Source organism: Streptomyces sp. NBC_01017 (assembly GCF_045162795.1).
Taxonomy (GTDB): domain Bacteria; phylum Actinomycetota; class Actinomycetes; order Streptomycetales; family Streptomycetaceae; genus Streptomyces; species Streptomyces machairae.
Genome location: NZ_CP108683.1, coordinates 4,791,417 through 4,806,944 on the forward strand (window position 1 = coordinate 4,791,417; position 15,528 = coordinate 4,806,944).

Here is a 15,528-nt window from a genome sequence, read left to right on the forward strand (position 1 = left end):
CGTTAAAGGCCCCTCAGTCCCATTCCAGGCCGCCGCGCCGCCATACGTACGCGTACGCGACGAAGACGGTGAGCACGAAGAGCAGCATCTCCACGAGCCCGAAAATCCCCAGGGAGTCGAAGGTGACGGCCCAGGGGTAGAGGAAGACGATCTCGATATCGAAGATGATGAAGAGCATCGCCGTCAGGTAGTACTTGATCGGGAAGCGCCCGCCGCCGGCCGGCGTGGGGGTCGGCTCGATGCCGCACTCGTAGGCTTCGAGCTTGGCCCGGTTGTACCGCTTCGGACCGATCAGCGTGGCCATGACCACGGAGAAGATCGCAAAGCCTGCCCCGAGGGCTCCCAGTACGAGGATGGGCGCATAGGCGTTCACCGCTCCTCGCTCCTCTCAGTCGGCACTGACTGCTGGCGGTTGCACTGGGCTCACATCCGCCTCACCGGTCCCACAAGCCCCGCTCGTCCCGGCGAAGATCGAGAACATGTGAAGCAGGTCACAAGCCCAACTGCCTCGCATCCTATGCCTGCCGCTCTGTGATCTGCGACACGGGGTATTACACAAGCTTTGTGATCTCCACCACCTGACGAAGGATCATGAAGCCGGATGAGCGGTGATCTTCGCACGAGAAGCGTCCGAGTGATCACCAGAGGTGACATTTTCGCTCGTCACCGCAGGTCGGAGGGGTCGTCTCAATATCAAGAGACTTCTCTTGCATGCAAATTGGTGATGGACGGGATGTCTTGATAGAGGAGCGCGTTCACACTTCAGAGGGAGCCGCGGAGGGGGGTGTGGACGCGTGCACGCATTCACGAGCGTCGGCGGGCGCGATCCGGGCACAGGACGCGCACGAGGCCGTGACCGTTGCGTGACCTCTGCCACATGACGAGAGGGGCCTGAGAACCGGGCTTGGCCACCGGCCTCAACAAGTGGTAAGCGATGGGCAATTCGGACTTAATGATGAAAGACCGTGATCACGGGCCGAGTGATACGCGTCCGCAATGTCCGTTACGGCGTCAATAAAGGGCGTCGCGCAGGGAATTTGGGGCCGCCATTGAGTAACTGTGGCGCAGCACACGTTTCTTGTAGGTATGGAGGAGCCCCTGATACCGGTTGTTCTCATGTCCCACACCGCTCACATACGCAGCCACCGGAAACCCCGCCGCAGCGCGACGACGACCATCGCGATGCGCGCCGGAGTTACCGGTGGCGTCCTCAGCATGGCAGCGGCTGGCGCTGCGGCTACGGCGAACGCCGCCGAGCCGGTGACGCAGACCATCGAACTGCCCGCCCTCACGGGCGACCTGGCGAACCAGCTCGCCCAGTCCGCGGACGCCACTCAGCTGGCGGCGGCGAACTACGAGCTCGACGCCGAGCGTGACGCGGCCGCCGCCGCGGCGGCCAAGGAAGCCAAGAAGGACCTCGCGGAGGCCAAGAAGAAGGCCGAGGCGAAGAAGAAGGCCGAGGAGGCCCGCCGGGCCGCCGCAGAGGCCGCCGCCTCGCGCAGCGCCGAGCGGACCACCCTGTCCGCTTCCACGAGCACGGACGTGTCCACTCCTGCCAGTGGCAGCGTCGGGACGGTCGTCTCCTTCCTCAAGGCCCAGCTGGGAGACGCGTACGTCATGGGCGCCACCGGCCCCAGCGCGTGGGACTGCTCCAGCCTGGTCCAGGCCGCGTTCAAGCAGGTCGGCGTCGACCTGCCGCGGGTCTCGCAGGACCAGTCGATGGCCGGCACCGACGTGTCGCTGTCCAACCTTCAGGTCGGCGACATCCTGTACTGGGGCGGCAAGGGCTCCGCGTACCACGTGGGCGTCTACATCGGAGACGGCCAGTACCTGGACGCGGCCAACCCGTCCAAGGGCGTCGTCATCCAGGACCTGTCCGGGTACCCGGCGTCGGGTGCGGTGCGCGTCCTCTGAGTCGCCGCTGAGTCGCATCCGACTCGCAGAGATCAACGTAAGGGCCGCAGCCGCTCGGGGGCAGCGGCCCTTACGCCTCATCCGAGGTCGAAGGTGTTGGGCAGACCCAGCCTGTAGCGCACCTCGTCGACCCGCTTCAGCGGCTCCAGCTCCGGAGGCCGGTAGAGCCCCCAGGTCCGGCAACGCTCTGTGTCCGAATCGTCCGCTTCCAGGAGGGCGTTGACGGCCAGGCGGGCCGATTCGTTGGCGCCCTCCATCGACGCCAGGTCCACGTCGGTGCGGACGTAGTCGCCCGCGAGGAAGAAGTTCGGGACCTTTGTGCGGGCCGTGGGGCGGTTGTAGAGGGTTCCCGTGGGGTGGATGAGGAGCTGTTCGCGGTTCTGCGGGTTCGGGCCGCCCAGGCCCGTCACAGCCGGGTCCATGAACCAGCCGAGGCGGTCCTCGTCCCGGAGCGTGGTCTTGCCGGCGTCGTTGAGGCCGTCCTTGAGCTGAGCCCAGAGTTCGGCGACGACCTCCTCCTTGGTGCACTCCTTCGCCGTCTTGCCGTACAGGATGCCCGGCTTGTCCCACTCCGAGATGATCGCGGAGAGGCAGTCTCGGGCGCGCCCGTCGCCGTAGTCGCGGGAGAAGTCCCGGCCGTCCCAGAACTGCGCCTGGCCGACGCCGGTCACCGCCCACGGCGAGTCCAGGCAGTTGATGTGGCCGTGCACGACAGGGGTGGGCGTGCGCAGATAGAACATCACGCCGGTCATCCAGTCCGTCTGCAGCGCGTCGCACCGGGCGAGCTGGGGGTCGGCCGCGCGCAGGGCCGGTCCCCACGTCCCGCGCGCGTGCTCGACGGGCAGCGCGGAGAGGTAGTGGTCGGCGGTGACGGTGCGTTCGTCGCCGCCGTCACGGGCCGAGACGCGGACGCCGGTCACCCGGCCGCCGGCGTAGTGGACCTCGTGGACCTGGGAGCCGAGGACGAACTCGACGCCCTGGGAGCGCAGGTGGGCCTCCCAGGGGTCGATCCAGGCCTCGCTGGTGGGTGCGTTCAGGACGCGGTCGATGTCGGCGTCGCCGTCCATGCCGCGGCCGAGCAGGCCCCACAGGAGCAGTGCTTCGATGATGACGCGGCCGACGGTTCGGGTGGACGCCACCTCCGCGCGCGTGGCGACGAGGTTGCGGGTCTGGCCGATGCCGAGGAGCGTCCGGTACTCCTCGCTCATCTCCTCGGCGCGGATGAAGTCCCACCACGCGACCTTCTCCCAGACCTCCTCGCGGCGGGCGTCGCAGCTGGTGAGGTGGACCAGGAGGCGGTCGGCGAAGTAGGCCACCTCGTGGGCGGGGAGGCGGGTGCCGAGGTCCAGGACCGACAGGAGCTGGTCGCGGATCCAGCCGAGGGTGAGGTCGCCGGGGCGGGGCGGGGCGGTGACGCGACGGAGCGGGAAGTGCAGGTCGGGGCGGCCGTCCGCGCGGGCGAACAGGGCCTCGGTGCCGCTGACGAGGTTGTCGTGGACGCCGTGCGCGTTGCCGGGGACGGGTATGCGGCGCATGGTGTCCGGCAGGTTCCGGTAGAAGCCGGGGAAGAAACGGAAGCCGTGCTCGGCGGGGAGGTCCGCACGGCCGCCGGTCGCCGTGCCCGGGACGGGCATCGAGCGGGCCTTGCCGCCGAGGGTGTCGTAGTACTCGTAGACGGTGACGGCGTAGCCGCGTTCGGCGAGTTCGTGGGCGGCGCTCAGGCCGGAGACTCCCCCGCCCAGGACGGCGACGCGTCTGCCGGAAGCAGCCTGCGCGGTTCCCGCGGGCCATAAGGCGAGGGCGCCGGCCACTCCCCCGGCTCCGGCCAGAAAGCGTCTGCGGGTGTGGCCGGATCGCGTGTGACCTGTCTGTTCCTGGGGCTCCTGCGTGTGTCCTGTTGTCATGAATCCCGGAGGGTAGGGAGGGTCCCCGGAGGTCGGAAGCCTGATTCCCGGCCGACCACAGCATTCTCACAACCCGCAACAGCAGAAGGACAGAAGCCCGGAAAGGGAGAAAAGCGATGCCCAGCGTTTTTGTGCAAGGCAGGCCCGTCGACTCGTATCCGCCGCTCGCGCCCGAGGCCCGGCGTGGGGCGGTGCGCAGGATCACCGAGCTGGGTGACGAGGTGTTGCACAAGCCGTGCCGGGACGTGACCGAGTTCGGGCCCGATCTCGCCGCGCTCATCGACGACATGTTCCTGACGATGTACATCGCCGACGGGGCCGGACTGGCGGCGAACCAGGTAGGTGTCGGTCTGCGGCTGTTCGTGTACGACTGCCCGGACGACGACGGGGTGCGGCACGTCGGGCACATCGTCAACCCGGTGCTGGAGCCGCTCGACACGGCGCGCAGGAGGCTCCTCGACGACAGTGAGGGGTGCCTGTCGGTGCCGGGCGCGGTGATGGACGTACCGCGCCCGGACCGGGCCGTGGTGCGCGGGCTCGACAGGGACGGCGAGCCGATCGTGGTCGAGGGCACGGGGTACTTCGCCCGTTGCCTCGCGCACGAGACCGATCACTGCAACGGGCAGGTCTATGTGGACCGGCTCTCCAAGCGGGAGCGGAAGGAGGCGCTGCGGCAGGTGGCGGACCGGCGGGACGAGGTGTTCGCGCGCCGGGCCGCCAACATCGAGGCCCTCAGCAGGGCCTAGCCGACCCTCACGCCTTTGGTGCCACCTTGCTGAGGCCGTTGATGATGCGGTCCATCGCGTCACCGCCGGTCGGGTCCGTGAGGTTCGCGAGCAGCTTCAGCGTGAACTTCATCAGCATGGGGTGCGTCAGGCCGCGCTGGGCCGCGATCTTCATGACCTTCGGGTTGCCGATGAGCTTCACGAAGGCGCGGCCCAGCGTGTAGTAGCCGCCGTAGGTGTCCTTCAGGACGCGCGGGTAGCGCTGGAGGGCCATTTCACGGCCCGCGGGCGTCGAGCGGGCGTGGGCCTGGACGATGACGTCGGCGGCGATCTGGCCGGACTCCATGGCGTAGGCGATGCCCTCGCCGTTGAAGGGGTTCACCAGGCCGCCGGCGTCGCCGACCAGCAGCAGGCCCTTGGTGTAGTGCGGCTGACGGTTGAAGGCCATCGGGAGGGCCGCGCCGCGGATCGGGCCGGTCATGTTGTCCGGGGTGTAGCCCCAGTCCTCCGGCATGGAGGCGCACCAGGCCTTCAGGACCTCGCGCCAGTCCAGTTCCTTGAAGGAGTCCGAGGTGTTGAGCACGCCCAGGCCGACGTTCGACGTGCCGTCGCCCATGCCGAAGATCCAGCCGTATCCGGGCAGGAGGCGGTCCTCGCCGGGGCCGCGGCGGTCCCACAGCTCCAGCCAGGACTCCAGGTAGTCGTCCTCGTGGCGGGGGCTTTCGAAATACGTCCGTACGGCCACGCCCATCGGGCGGTCCTCGCGGCGGTGCAGGCCCATCGCCAGCGACAGGCGCGTGGAGTTGCCGTCGGCGGCGACGACCAGCGGCGCGTGGAAGGTGACCTCGCGCTTCTCCTCGCCGAGCTTGGCGTGGACGCCGGTGATGCGGCCGGTGCGGTCGTCGATGATCGGGGCGCCGACGTTGCAGCGCTCGTAGAGGCGGGCGCCGGCCTTCTGGGCCTGGCGGGCGAGTTGCTCGTCGAAGTCGTCGCGCTTGCGGACGAGGCCGTAGTCGGGGAACGAGGCGAGATCGGGCCAGTCCAGCTGGAGGCGCATGCCGCCGCCGATGATCCGCAGGCCCTTGTTGCGCAGCCAGCCCGCTTCCTCGGAGATGTCGATGCCCATGGCCACGAGCTGTTTGGTCGCGCGCGGGGTCAGGCCGTCACCGCAGACCTTCTCCCTCGGGAACTCGGTCTTCTCCAGCAGCAGGACGTCAAGGCCGGACTTGGCCAGGTGGTACGCCGTCGCAGAGCCGGCCGGCCCCGCGCCCACGACGATCACATCGGCGGTGTTCTCGGAGAAGGGCGAGGAGTGGGGCTCGGGCACGACGGTCACGGCGGGATCTCCCCAAGTTCGAAATCTGTGTGCCGACCGGCACTGGACATGGGCAGTCTATTCAGCAGCATTGATCACCCGGCTGAAGGGCTGCCTCCGTGAACCGAGCTCTCCCTGTCGTACGGCTCCGTGTCCCCACCGACGAGGACGCCGTCGTCTGGCACCGGATCTTCGCCCACCCGGATGTCATGGAGTTCCACGGCGGGAGGGCCGCGGAGTTGTCCGTCTACGAGGAGCTCACCGCCCGTCAGCGCCGGCACGACGCCGAGCGCGGGTACTGCCTGTGGACCATCCTCGACGAGAACGAGCAGGTCATCGGCTTCACCGGCGCTCAGCCGTGGGAGCGGGAGTGGGGTCCCAAGGACGAGATCGAGATCGGCTGGCGGCTCGGGCGGGAGCACTGGGGCAAGGGGTACGTCAGCGCGGCCGCGCAGCTGACGCTGGACCGGGTGCGCGCGGCCGGGGTGCCGGGTGTGGTGGCGATGGTCGACGCCCGCAACGAGCGGTCGATCGCGGTGACGCGGCGGCTGGGGATGCGGCTCGCCGAGGTGTTCGCCACGCCGGACGCACGGCAGAAGGGGCACTGCTACCGGCTCGATCTGTGACACCGGAACTGCATAGCTCGATTCCGGATTCATCACACTGAGTAATTGACTGTTACAGAAAGGTACTTGACGCTTCCGGACGGTACCCCCGGGCGGTTACCCTTCCCCTACCGCTGGGGGTGACATCTGTGCGCATAACACCCAAAACGCCCGAGGTGCGAGTACCGAAACTCGTCGGACTGATGGCCATGGACGCGCGCGAGGAAGCGAAGTCGCACGGCCTTCTCCTCAACGCACCGGACCGGCCGGACTTCCACCTGGTCGTCGTCGACTACGTCGTACGCCAGTACCCCCAGCCCGGTGCCGAGGTGCCGCGGGAGTCGATGGTCTACGTCTGGTTCGACTTCGGCGAAGGTGAGGGCGGCGGAGGGGTACGCGAGCCGCGCACCCCACGGCCGCCCGGTGGCGGACTGCAGCGCGAACTGGACGAGCCCGGGGATCCGTACCCCGTCGTCAGCTCTGCTTGAAACCCCGGTGCAGGGTCACGATCCCGCCCGTCAGGTTCCGCCAGGCGACCTTCGACCAGCCGGCCTTGCGCAGCCGCTCGGCGAGGGCGGGCTGGTCGGGCCAGGCGCGGATGGACTCGGCGAGGTAGACGTAGGCGTCGGGGTTCGAGGACACCGCGCGCGCGACCGGGGGCAGGGCGCGCATCAGGTACTCGGTGTAGACCGTGCGCAGGGGCGCCCAGGTCGGGTGCGAGAACTCGCAGATCACGACCCTGCCGCCGGGCCGCGTCACCCGGTACATCTCGCGCAGGGCGGCGTCGAAGTCCTGGACGTTGCGCAGCCCGAAGGAGATCGTCACGGCGTCGAAGGTGTCGTCCTTGAACGGCAGCTTCGTCGCGTCGCCCGCCGTGAACGGCAGCCAGGTGTGCTTGCGCTTGCCGACCTGGAGCATCCCGAGGGAGAAGTCGCAGGGCACGACGTACGCGCCGGTCTGCACGAACGGCAGCGAGGAGGTGGCCGTACCGGCGGCCAGGTCCAGGATCTTCTGCGCCGGGCGGGCGTCGACGGCCCTGGCGACCTCCTTGCGCCATCTGCGGTCCTGGCCGAGCGACAGCACGTCGTTGGTCAGGTCGTACCGTTCCGCCACGTTGTCGAACATCGAAGCGACTTCGTGCGGCTGCTTGTCCAGGGATGCGCGGGTCACGGGCCCATTGTGGCAGTACGGCCGCACGCACTCGGTGGCAGTACGGCCTCAAGGGACGAGCGTCGGCTTCTTCTTCCCGGCCACGTCCTCCACCCATCCGCACAGCAGGACGAACACCGCGATCAGGATCCAGCCGATGCCGAACATGAACCACTGGCTCTCCAGCGGCAGGTACTTCTCGAACGCGGGCACGTTCCAGAACCGGTCGATCAGCGGGACGGCGAGGATCAGGGCGATCTCGTGCCAGAGGTAGATCGTCACGGCGCGGGCGTTGAAGACCGTGACGAGCCGGTCGAGGGGGCGGACGCGGGTCAGCCAGGCGAAGTCGATGCGGAAGAACTCCTTCGCGTACATCAGGAGCGTCACATAGCCCGCCGACCAGAACGCCTGGGCGAGGGGGATGTCGTCCAGGTCGTACGAGCCCGTGTCGGCCTGGTGAGCGAAGGCGTACCAGCCGCCGTACGCGATCGCCGCGAGCGAGAGGACGGCGACGACGGGCGGCTTGAGGCGGCGCAGGACGCCGTCGCGGTGGGCGAAGCCGAGGAGCCAGCAGAAGAGGAACGTGGCCAGGTCGGTGGGCGCGCTGCCGAAGCGGTTGTCCGGAGGTTCCCACAGGAAGTGGACGACGAGGATCGGTGCCAGGGAAAGAAGCAGGACGGGCACCGGTGCCAGGCGGAAGAGGCGCAGCAGGAGCGGGGAGAGCAGGACGAACCAGAGGTACGTCCGCAGGTACCAGAGGATCTCCCAGGCCTGCTCGGCCCATGCGCTGCCCGGCGGGTCCCCGAGCGGGACGATCCAGTAGACGATCTGCCGGCCCGGCATCCAGCCGTGGATCAGCATCGCCGCGACCACGAAGACGCCCCAGAACCAGAAGGGCGGCAGAAGCCGGCGCATCCGGCTGCGGACCACCTTGAGCGCGGGACGCTCCAGGGACTTCGCCATCAGGGTGCCGGCCAGGGCGAACATCACCCCCATCGAGGGGAAGACCATGCCCGCCCAGGCCCACCCGAAGGTGTGGTACGTGACGACGCGGATGAGGGCGACGGCTCGGAGGGCGTCGAAGTAGCGGTCCCTGGCGGGGGATCTGGGCCGCGGATCCAGGCCGGTACCGGTCTCCTTGGCGTCCGTCACAGCAGCAGCCGGCGCGGCGGCGACTGGCGCGGCAAGCGCCCCTCTCCTGTGGGCCCCCACCTCAGCTCACCCCCGCCGGCGTTCCGACCTCGCCGGTGCGCTTCAGCTTCTGCCAGCGCAGCCGGCCGCCCGTCATCGCGGTGATGCAGGAGTGGATGAGGACCAGGTACATCATCTGCCGGTAGGCGAGTTGCTGGAGGGGCATCATCAGCAGGTAGCGGTACTGCTCGCGGTCCAGGCGGAAGGCGTACGCGGCGCAGACCAGCTGTACGGCGAGCACCGCCAGCCAGGCCAGCAGGGCCGCCTTGAAGTCGACGAAGATCATCGAGTAGACGGTGAAGACGTCGATGAGCGGCGCGAAGACCGGCGTGACGATCTGGAAGATGACGACAAGAGGCATGCCGACCCGGCCGAAGCGGTCCGAAAGGCCCTTGTCCGTCAGGGACTTGCGGTGCTTCCACAGCGCCTGCATGGTGCCGTAGGACCAGCGGTAGCGCTGTGACCACAGCTGCTTCAGGGAGCCCGGCGCCTCCGTCCACGCACGCGCGTGTTCCTGGTAGACGACCCGCCGGCCCGCGCGGTGCATGGCGATGGTGATGTCCGTGTCCTCGGCGAGCGTGTCCTCGCTCATGCCGCCGACCTCCAGCACCGCCTCCCGGCGGAACGCGCCGATCGCGCCGGGGATGGTGGGCATGCAGCGCAGCAGGTCGTACATACGGCGGTCGAGGTTGAAGCCCATCACGTACTCGATGTGCTGCCAGGCGCCGATGACGGTGTTGCGGTTGCCGACCTTGGCGTTGCCGGCGACCGCGCCGACCTCGGGGTCGGCGAAGGGCTGCACCAGCAGACGTACCGTGTCCGGCTCGAAGACCGTGTCGCCGTCCATCATCACGACGATGTCGTAACGGGCGCTGCGCACCCCGTTGTTCAGCGCCGCCGGCTTGCCCGCGTTCTCCTGGCGGATGACACGGACGTTGGTCATGCCGAGTTCGCGGGCCGCGTTCCGGGCGATCTCGGAGGTGCCGTCCGTCGAGCCGTCGTCGACCACGATGATCTCGATCGGATGGGTGCTCCTCGCCAGCGACTCCAGGGTGTTGGCGATGCACTCCTTCTCGTTGTACGCCGGGACGATCACGCTCACCGGCTGATGGACCGGAGGTCCCCAGCTGAACCGGCGTCTGTTGCGCTGCCGGTAGTGGCGGCGGGCGAGGATCAGCATCATGCCGAACCGGCCCATGACGGCGACACCGACGACGAGGAGGCCGACCGAGAGCACCGGCACCGTCCATTCGGCGACGGCCACGGCCCCGATCAGTGCCTTGCCCTCGTACAGCGTCGCGCCGGTGGCCTCGCGGTGGGCGGCCTGGAGGCTCGAAGCACCCGCACCGGCCTGTCCGTTCGACTCCCGCTGCGCCGCCTGACCACCGGGCTGCTGCCCGCCGGACTGAGCGCCACCCACCTGCACACCACCGGCCCCCGCCTGCCGACCGCCCGCCGACTCCTCCTCCTGAATGGCCCCGCTGATCGTCGTGAAGGTGTAGCCCTTGGCCTTCATCTTCTCGATGTACGCCGGCAGCGCCTTGATCGTCTGTGACCGCTCGCCGCCCGCGTCGTGGAAGAGGACGGACGCGCCCTCGCCGTCGTCCGGCGTCGCCCACTTGATGATCTTCGAGACGCCGGGCCGCTTCCAGTCGTCGCTGTCGGTGTCGACGAAGACGCTGGTGTAGCCCTGCTCGCCGAGCTTCTTGTAGACGGGCCAGCTGTAGTTGTCGACGGCGTCCGTCTCCGAGGAGTACGGCGCCCGGAACAGCGTGGTCGTGATGCCGGCCGCGCCCGCGAGGGCCAGCTGGGTCTGCTGCATCTCGCGGTTGACGCGGGCGTCGCTCTGGTAGGAGAGGTCGACGTGGGTGAAGGTGTGGATGCCCACCTCGTTGCCCTGCTCGACCATGTCCGCGACGATCCCCGGGTAGCGCGAGACCATCGAGCCGACCAGGAAGAACGTGGCGGGGATGTCGTGCTTCTCGAGGATCGCCAGGACTTGGGGCGTCCAGGTGGGGTTCGGACCGTCGTCGAAGGTGAGCGCGATCGTCTTGTCCGGGACGGAGACGGTGGTGGCCTGACCGCCCCGGAAGCTGAGGATCGGTCCGCCGTCGAGGACCTTGTCGGGGACCTGGCTGGAGCTGGCCCCGGTGCGCACGCGCTGGTCGCCGCCGACCTCGGCACGCAGATAGCCGTCGAGCAGCATGACGCTGGTCAGCGCGAGCAGGAGCAGTCCGGCGAGGATGACGCGCGGTTTCTGCAGCGCCGCGGCCTTGCCCGCCGCCCGCTGGATCCGCGTGGGGGCGCGGCGGCGGCCGCGTGAGGGAGTCGTCGTAGTCATGAGTGTGAGTGCGTTCCGGTCAGTCGGCGGCGGCCGGGGAGGCGGACACGGCCGGGGCGGCGCTGGGCGGCTCGCCGGTCGCGGTGTCCGTCGGCGGCGTGCCGGAGGGCTTCACGGGCGGGGTGCCGGTCCCGCCCTGCGGCCGGGCGCCGCCGCCGGGACCGGAGTTCGGGGCACCGGCAGGGCCGCCGCCCCCGAAGGGCAGCAGTTGGGACGGCGTCAGCGAGGTGCCGACGTCCATGAAGGCCATGCCCAGGACGACCGCGTACCCGAGGCAGCCGACGCCGACCAGGAGGCCGAGGCGACGCAGCAGCTTGGATCGTCGTCCGGAGTTGTCAACGAACACGGGCCCTTCGGCGGACCCGTTGCCGCGTTTGCGGCGGCGACCGCGGGCGTCATTGCGCCGGCGGACGTCCGCGAGGTTTTCGATGGCAGGCTCGGAATGCATTCCCCGGAGATTACGGAGGCTTTATGTGCCACAAACTCGCTCTCCATGTGAAGCACATATGAGAAACGCCTTGACCTGTACGTTCCCTGAGAGTTTTCGGCAACGGCCCCGCAAGGATGAGAGATTTCCGGCATGCAAACGTACTCAGGGAAAACGGCGGCCGGACTCACCTGTCTGCTCGCGCTGACCACGGGGTGCTCCGCGGGCTCCGGCGGTACGGCGGACGCGGCGCCGCCGAACCCCCGGCGGCCCAGCACCTCGTCCTCCGCAACGGCCTCCCCGTCGGCCACCGGGACGGCTGCCGCGAGCACGTCGTACGCCCCCTACGTCAGCGCCACCGAGGCCTCCGAAAACGACTCGGCCGGCTCCCCGGCGACGTACAACCTGGCTTTCGTCATCTCGGACGGGAGTAACTGCACCCCGAAATGGAACGGCACCACCGCTCTTTCCGACTCGGCCGCCAAGTCCCGTATCTCGAAACTCAAACAGGACGGCGCCACCGTCCGGGTCTCCTTCGGCGGCGCCTCCGGCAAGGAAATGGCGGCGAGTTGCGACAGCGCGTCCGAGCTGGCGGCGGCGTACGGGAAGGCCCTGGACGCGGCGGGTTCCACCCAGGCCGACTTCGACATCGAGGGCGACGAGCTGACCGACTCCGCCTCCGTGGACCTGCGTTCGGAGGCGATCGCCCTGCTCCAGCAGGAGCGCGGCGACCTCCGCGTCTCCTTCACGCTGCCGGTGATGCCTTCCGGCCTCGACGACGACGGTGTGGCGCTGCTGGAGTCCGCAAACCAGCACGACGTACAGGTCTCCACCGTCAACCTCATGACGATGAACTACGGCGAGTCGTACACCGGCGACATGGGCGACTATGCCCTCACGTCCGCCAAGGCCGCCCACACGCAGCTCAAGGAGCTCTTCGGCACGTCCGACGCGACCGCCTGGCGGGCCATGGCGCTCACCTCGATGCTCGGCGTCAACGACGTCGACAACGAGACGTTCACGCTCGACGACGCGGCGCAGGTGCGGGAGTTCGCCGAGGAGAAGGAGGTCGGGTGGGTGTCGATGTGGGCGACGTTCCGGGACCGGCAGTGTGCGGACGGGTCGGCCACGGATGACGCGCTGACGAACTGCAGCGGGGTCGACCAGGAGGATGGGGCGTTCGCCGAGGCGTTCGCGGGCTGAGGCGGATCAGCGGCGCCGGTACACCAAGCGCCCGTCCACCACCGTCGCCACGCACGTCCCCGCGCCGCGCTCCGCCAGTTCCGCCTCGTCCCGTACGTCGAACACCGCGAAGCGGGCGGCGGAGTGACGCTCCCTCGGTTCCGCGAACTCCACCGGCAGCCCGGAGGCGTAGGGGTTGAGGGCGGGGGTTCCGTCGGGGCGCCCGAGCCGGCCCACGACGCCCAGCCCGGAGCGGTGCACCGCGTCCCGTACGGCGCGGTTGCGCAGCGGCTCACAGCACGCGGCGACCGTCCCGTGGGCGAGCATCCGCTGCACGCAGCGCCGCGCGCCGGCACCCCAGCGGGCGTCGTCCATGGCGAGCGCGGCCAGCGCGTCCCCGGTCAGCGGCTCGGTGCCCAGCTCGTCCGCCTCGCGCGGATCGGGGTGATACGCCTCTTCGAGCAGCTCGTTGCCGTGCATGTTGATCAGCCCGGCCGTCAGGATGCCGGGCCACTTGCGCACCCGCGCCCGCGCATGAGCCGCGACGAGCTCGTCCAGCGGTCCGGCACCGGCGATCCACGCGCCCTCGACGGCGAGCGCGTGGCCCCGGGAGTCGGCGTGAATCGTCAGCACGAAAGCCCCGGCCAGGCCTAGTTGGACGCGAGGATCTTCAGCTCGGGATGTGCCGTGCCGCCCGCGATCGCCGTGGACGAGATGTGCGAGGCCACCCGCTCGTCGATGGGGTCGTTCGCCGGGTCGTCGTGCACGACGAGGTGCTCGTACGTCGTCGCCCGCTGGGCCGGCACCCGCCCCGCCTTGCGGATCAGGTCGATGATCTCCAGCCGGTTGGAGCGGTGCTTGGCGCCGGCGCTGGAGACGACGTTCTCCTCCAGCATGATCGAGCCGAGGTCGTCGGCACCGTAGTGCAGCGACAGCTGGCCGATCTCCTTGCCGGTGGTCAGCCAGGAGCCCTGGATGTGCTGGATGTTGTCCATGAACAGCCGTGCGATCGCGATCATCCGCAGGTACTCGAAGAGCGTGGCCTGCGTACGGCCCTTCAGGTGGTTGTTCTCGGGCTGGTAGGTGTACGGGATGAAGGCCCGGAAGCCGCCCGTGCGGTCCTGGACGTCACGGATCATCCGCAGGTGCTCGATGCGCTCGGCGTTGGTCTCGCCCGTGCCCATCAGCATGGTCGACGTGGACTCGACGCCCAGCCGGTGCGCGGCCTCCATGATCTCCAGCCAGCGCTCACCGCTCTCCTTCAGCGGGGCGATGGCCTTGCGCGGCCGCGCGGGCAGCAGCTCGGCACCGGCGCCGGCGAAGGAGTCGAGGCCGGCCTCGTGGATGCGGGTGATGGCCTCTTCGACGCTCACCTCGGAGATCCGGGCCATGTGCTCGACCTCGCTCGCCCCCAGGCTGTGGATGACGAGCTGCGGGAACGCGTCCTTGATGGCGCGGAAGTGCGTCTCGTAGTACTCGACGCCGTAGTCCGGGTGGTGGCCGCCCTGGAACATGATCTGCGTACCGCCGAGCTCGACGGTCTCGGCGCAGCGCCGCAGGATGTCGTCGAGGTCACGGGTCCAGCCCTTGGCCGTGTCCTTGGGGGCGGCGTAGAAGGCGCAGAACTTGCACGCCGTGACGCACACGTTCGTGTAGTTGATGTTGCGCTCGATGATGTACGTCGCGATGTGCTCGGTGCCGGCGTACCTGCGGCGGCGTACGGCGTCGGCGGCGGCGCCCAGCGCGTGCAGCGGGGCGTCCCGGTAGAGGTCGAGCGCCTCCTCTGGGGTGATCCGCCCGCCCGCTGCGGCACGGTCGAGCACAGACTGGAGGTCGGCCTTCTCGGTCACCGGGGCGTCCCTTTCGTCAAGCAAATAAGAAGGTGTGCGCGAAGCGCTCGAAACAAGGGTGGTGGTGGGAGACGGGTGGGCGGACCGAACCAGCGTACGCCAGGCCTTTCGGGGCAGGGACGTCAGGCCGCTTCCGGGCCGACGGCGCCCACCTCACGCCGCGTACGCCCCGATCAGCAGTCCCACCAGCCCCCCGCCGAGCAGGAACGGTCCGAACGGGATCGCCGTCTTGCGCCCGGCCCGCCGCAGGACGACCAGCGCACCGCCGTACAGGGCCCCGAACAGGAACCCGGCGAAGGTGCCGAGCATGACCGTCGGCCAGCCGTACCACCCCAGCGCCGCCCCCACCCCGAGCGCGAGCTTCACATCGCCGAAGCCCATGCCGCCGGGGTTGACGAGCCACAGCACGAAGTAGCCGGCGCCGAGCGCGAGGGCGGCCCACAGGGCGGTGAGCCAGTCACCGGCGTGTTCGGGGACGAGGGCGACCAGGCCGAGCAGCAGCAGCGCGGCGCCCGCGAGCGGCAGGGTCAGGGCGTCGGGCAGCCGCCGCACCCGCAGGTCGACGACCGTGAGCAGCACGCCGACGGGCGCCAGCAGCAACCAGACGCCCAGCTCGGGCCGAGTGTCGGTGGCCGCGGCGAGGGCGGCGCAGACGAGGGCGGTGACGATGGCCGTGAGAGCCGTACTGGGCCCGTACGACCGCGCGTCGGTGCAGTCCCGGCACCGGGCCCACCCGAGCCAGCCCCCGATCGGGTGCCCGCCCGGACACCGCTCCCGCCAGTCCTCCTCCTCCGCGACGGAGAACCGGTGGGCGGGCCGGGGCAGCAGCGTGCCCGCCGCGGCACCCCACAGTGCGGCCACGACGACCAGGACGAGCGTGCTCACCCCCACGTGTTCAGCCCCAACGTGTCAGCCTCCACGTGTT

At 69.5% G+C, this 15,528-nt stretch carries 15 protein-coding genes; 5 read left to right on the forward strand and 10 right to left on the reverse strand.

Going from position 1 to position 15,528, the window contains the following annotated elements:
- Nucleotides 1-13: 13 nt before the first annotated feature.
- The gene (locus OG331_RS21670; protein WP_030950624.1) at nucleotides 14-373 is read right to left on the reverse strand and encodes an NADH-quinone oxidoreductase subunit A; all 360 of its coding nucleotides are present in this window, start codon (nucleotides 371-373) and stop codon (nucleotides 14-16) included.
- A gap of 713 nt (nucleotides 374-1,086) precedes the next feature.
- On the opposite strand from OG331_RS21670, the gene OG331_RS21675 reads away from it, so the two are divergent.
- Nucleotides 1,087-1,914, forward strand: coding sequence for a C40 family peptidase (locus OG331_RS21675; protein WP_406198670.1), 828 nt, complete (start codon nucleotides 1,087-1,089; stop codon nucleotides 1,912-1,914).
- 77 nt (nucleotides 1,915-1,991) lie between these two features.
- Here OG331_RS21675 and OG331_RS21680 read toward each other — a convergent pair whose 3' ends face one another.
- The gene (locus OG331_RS21680) at nucleotides 1,992-3,818 is read right to left on the reverse strand and encodes an FAD-dependent oxidoreductase (RefSeq protein WP_406198672.1); all 1,827 of its coding nucleotides are present in this window, start codon (nucleotides 3,816-3,818) and stop codon (nucleotides 1,992-1,994) included.
- Between the two features lie 116 nt (nucleotides 3,819-3,934).
- On the opposite strand from OG331_RS21680, the gene def reads away from it, so the two are divergent.
- Entirely contained in the window at nucleotides 3,935-4,564 is a 630-nt protein-coding gene (def, locus tag OG331_RS21685) for a peptide deformylase (RefSeq protein WP_406198674.1), read from the forward strand.
- A gap of 7 nt (nucleotides 4,565-4,571) precedes the next feature.
- On the opposite strand, the gene OG331_RS21690 is transcribed toward def, so the two are convergent.
- Nucleotides 4,572-5,879: a geranylgeranyl reductase family protein gene (locus OG331_RS21690; protein WP_406198676.1), complete on the reverse strand. Its 1,308-nt coding sequence runs from the start codon at nucleotides 5,877-5,879 to the stop codon at nucleotides 4,572-4,574.
- 98 nt (nucleotides 5,880-5,977) lie between these two features.
- Here OG331_RS21690 and OG331_RS21695 point away from each other — a divergent pair, with 98 nt between their 5' ends.
- Nucleotides 5,978-6,484 carry a GNAT family N-acetyltransferase gene (locus tag OG331_RS21695; protein WP_406198679.1) on the forward strand — a complete coding sequence of 169 codons (507 nt, stop codon included), beginning with the start codon at nucleotides 5,978-5,980 and terminating at the stop codon, nucleotides 6,482-6,484.
- Between the two features lie 155 nt (nucleotides 6,485-6,639).
- On the forward strand, nucleotides 6,640-6,951 hold the full coding sequence (locus OG331_RS21700) for a PASTA domain-containing protein (RefSeq protein WP_328880005.1): 312 nt from the start codon (nucleotides 6,640-6,642) through the stop codon (nucleotides 6,949-6,951).
- On the opposite strand, the gene OG331_RS21705 is transcribed toward OG331_RS21700, so the two are convergent.
- From OG331_RS21705 to OG331_RS21720, 4 genes are read right to left on the reverse strand one after another with little or no spacing between them, the layout of a single operon-like run.
- Nucleotides 6,938-7,633 (reverse strand): demethylmenaquinone methyltransferase, encoded by a 696-nt coding sequence (locus tag OG331_RS21705; protein WP_406198681.1) that lies wholly within the window; start codon nucleotides 7,631-7,633, stop codon nucleotides 6,938-6,940. The two genes, OG331_RS21700 and OG331_RS21705, sit on opposite strands and share 14 nt — an antisense overlap.
- Nucleotides 7,634-7,681: 48 nt before the next feature.
- Nucleotides 7,682-8,824 (reverse strand): acyltransferase, encoded by a 1,143-nt coding sequence (locus OG331_RS21710; RefSeq protein WP_406198683.1) that lies wholly within the window; start codon nucleotides 8,822-8,824, stop codon nucleotides 7,682-7,684.
- Between the two features lies 1 nt (nucleotide 8,825).
- On the reverse strand, nucleotides 8,826-11,144 hold the full coding sequence (locus tag OG331_RS21715; RefSeq protein WP_406198685.1) for a bifunctional polysaccharide deacetylase/glycosyltransferase family 2 protein: 2,319 nt from the start codon (nucleotides 11,142-11,144) through the stop codon (nucleotides 8,826-8,828).
- Nucleotides 11,145-11,163: 19 nt separating this feature from the next.
- Nucleotides 11,164-11,592 carry a hypothetical protein gene (locus tag OG331_RS21720; RefSeq protein WP_406198687.1) on the reverse strand — a complete coding sequence of 143 codons (429 nt, stop codon included), beginning with the start codon at nucleotides 11,590-11,592 and terminating at the stop codon, nucleotides 11,164-11,166.
- A gap of 132 nt (nucleotides 11,593-11,724) precedes the next feature.
- On the opposite strand from OG331_RS21720, the gene OG331_RS21725 reads away from it, so the two are divergent.
- Nucleotides 11,725-12,774, forward strand: a complete 1,050-nt coding sequence (locus OG331_RS21725; protein ID WP_406198689.1) for a chitinase — start codon at nucleotides 11,725-11,727, stop codon at nucleotides 12,772-12,774.
- 6 nt (nucleotides 12,775-12,780) lie between these two features.
- Here the strand turns inward: OG331_RS21725 and OG331_RS21730 are convergent, their stop codons facing one another.
- From OG331_RS21730 to OG331_RS21740, 3 genes are all read right to left on the reverse strand, one after another.
- A complete protein-coding gene (locus OG331_RS21730) occupies nucleotides 12,781-13,386 on the reverse strand; it encodes a hypothetical protein (RefSeq protein WP_406198692.1) in 606 nt (201 codons plus the stop codon).
- A 17-nt stretch (nucleotides 13,387-13,403) separates the two neighbouring features.
- Nucleotides 13,404-14,603: a cyclic dehypoxanthinyl futalosine synthase gene (gene mqnC, locus OG331_RS21735; RefSeq protein WP_406198694.1), complete on the reverse strand. Its 1,200-nt coding sequence runs from the start codon at nucleotides 14,601-14,603 to the stop codon at nucleotides 13,404-13,406.
- Between the two features lie 153 nt (nucleotides 14,604-14,756).
- Complete coding sequence (locus OG331_RS21740; RefSeq protein ID WP_406198697.1) at nucleotides 14,757-15,488, reverse strand: prepilin peptidase; 732 nt, start codon at nucleotides 15,486-15,488, stop codon at nucleotides 14,757-14,759.
- Nucleotides 15,489-15,528: the final 40 nt, after the last annotated feature.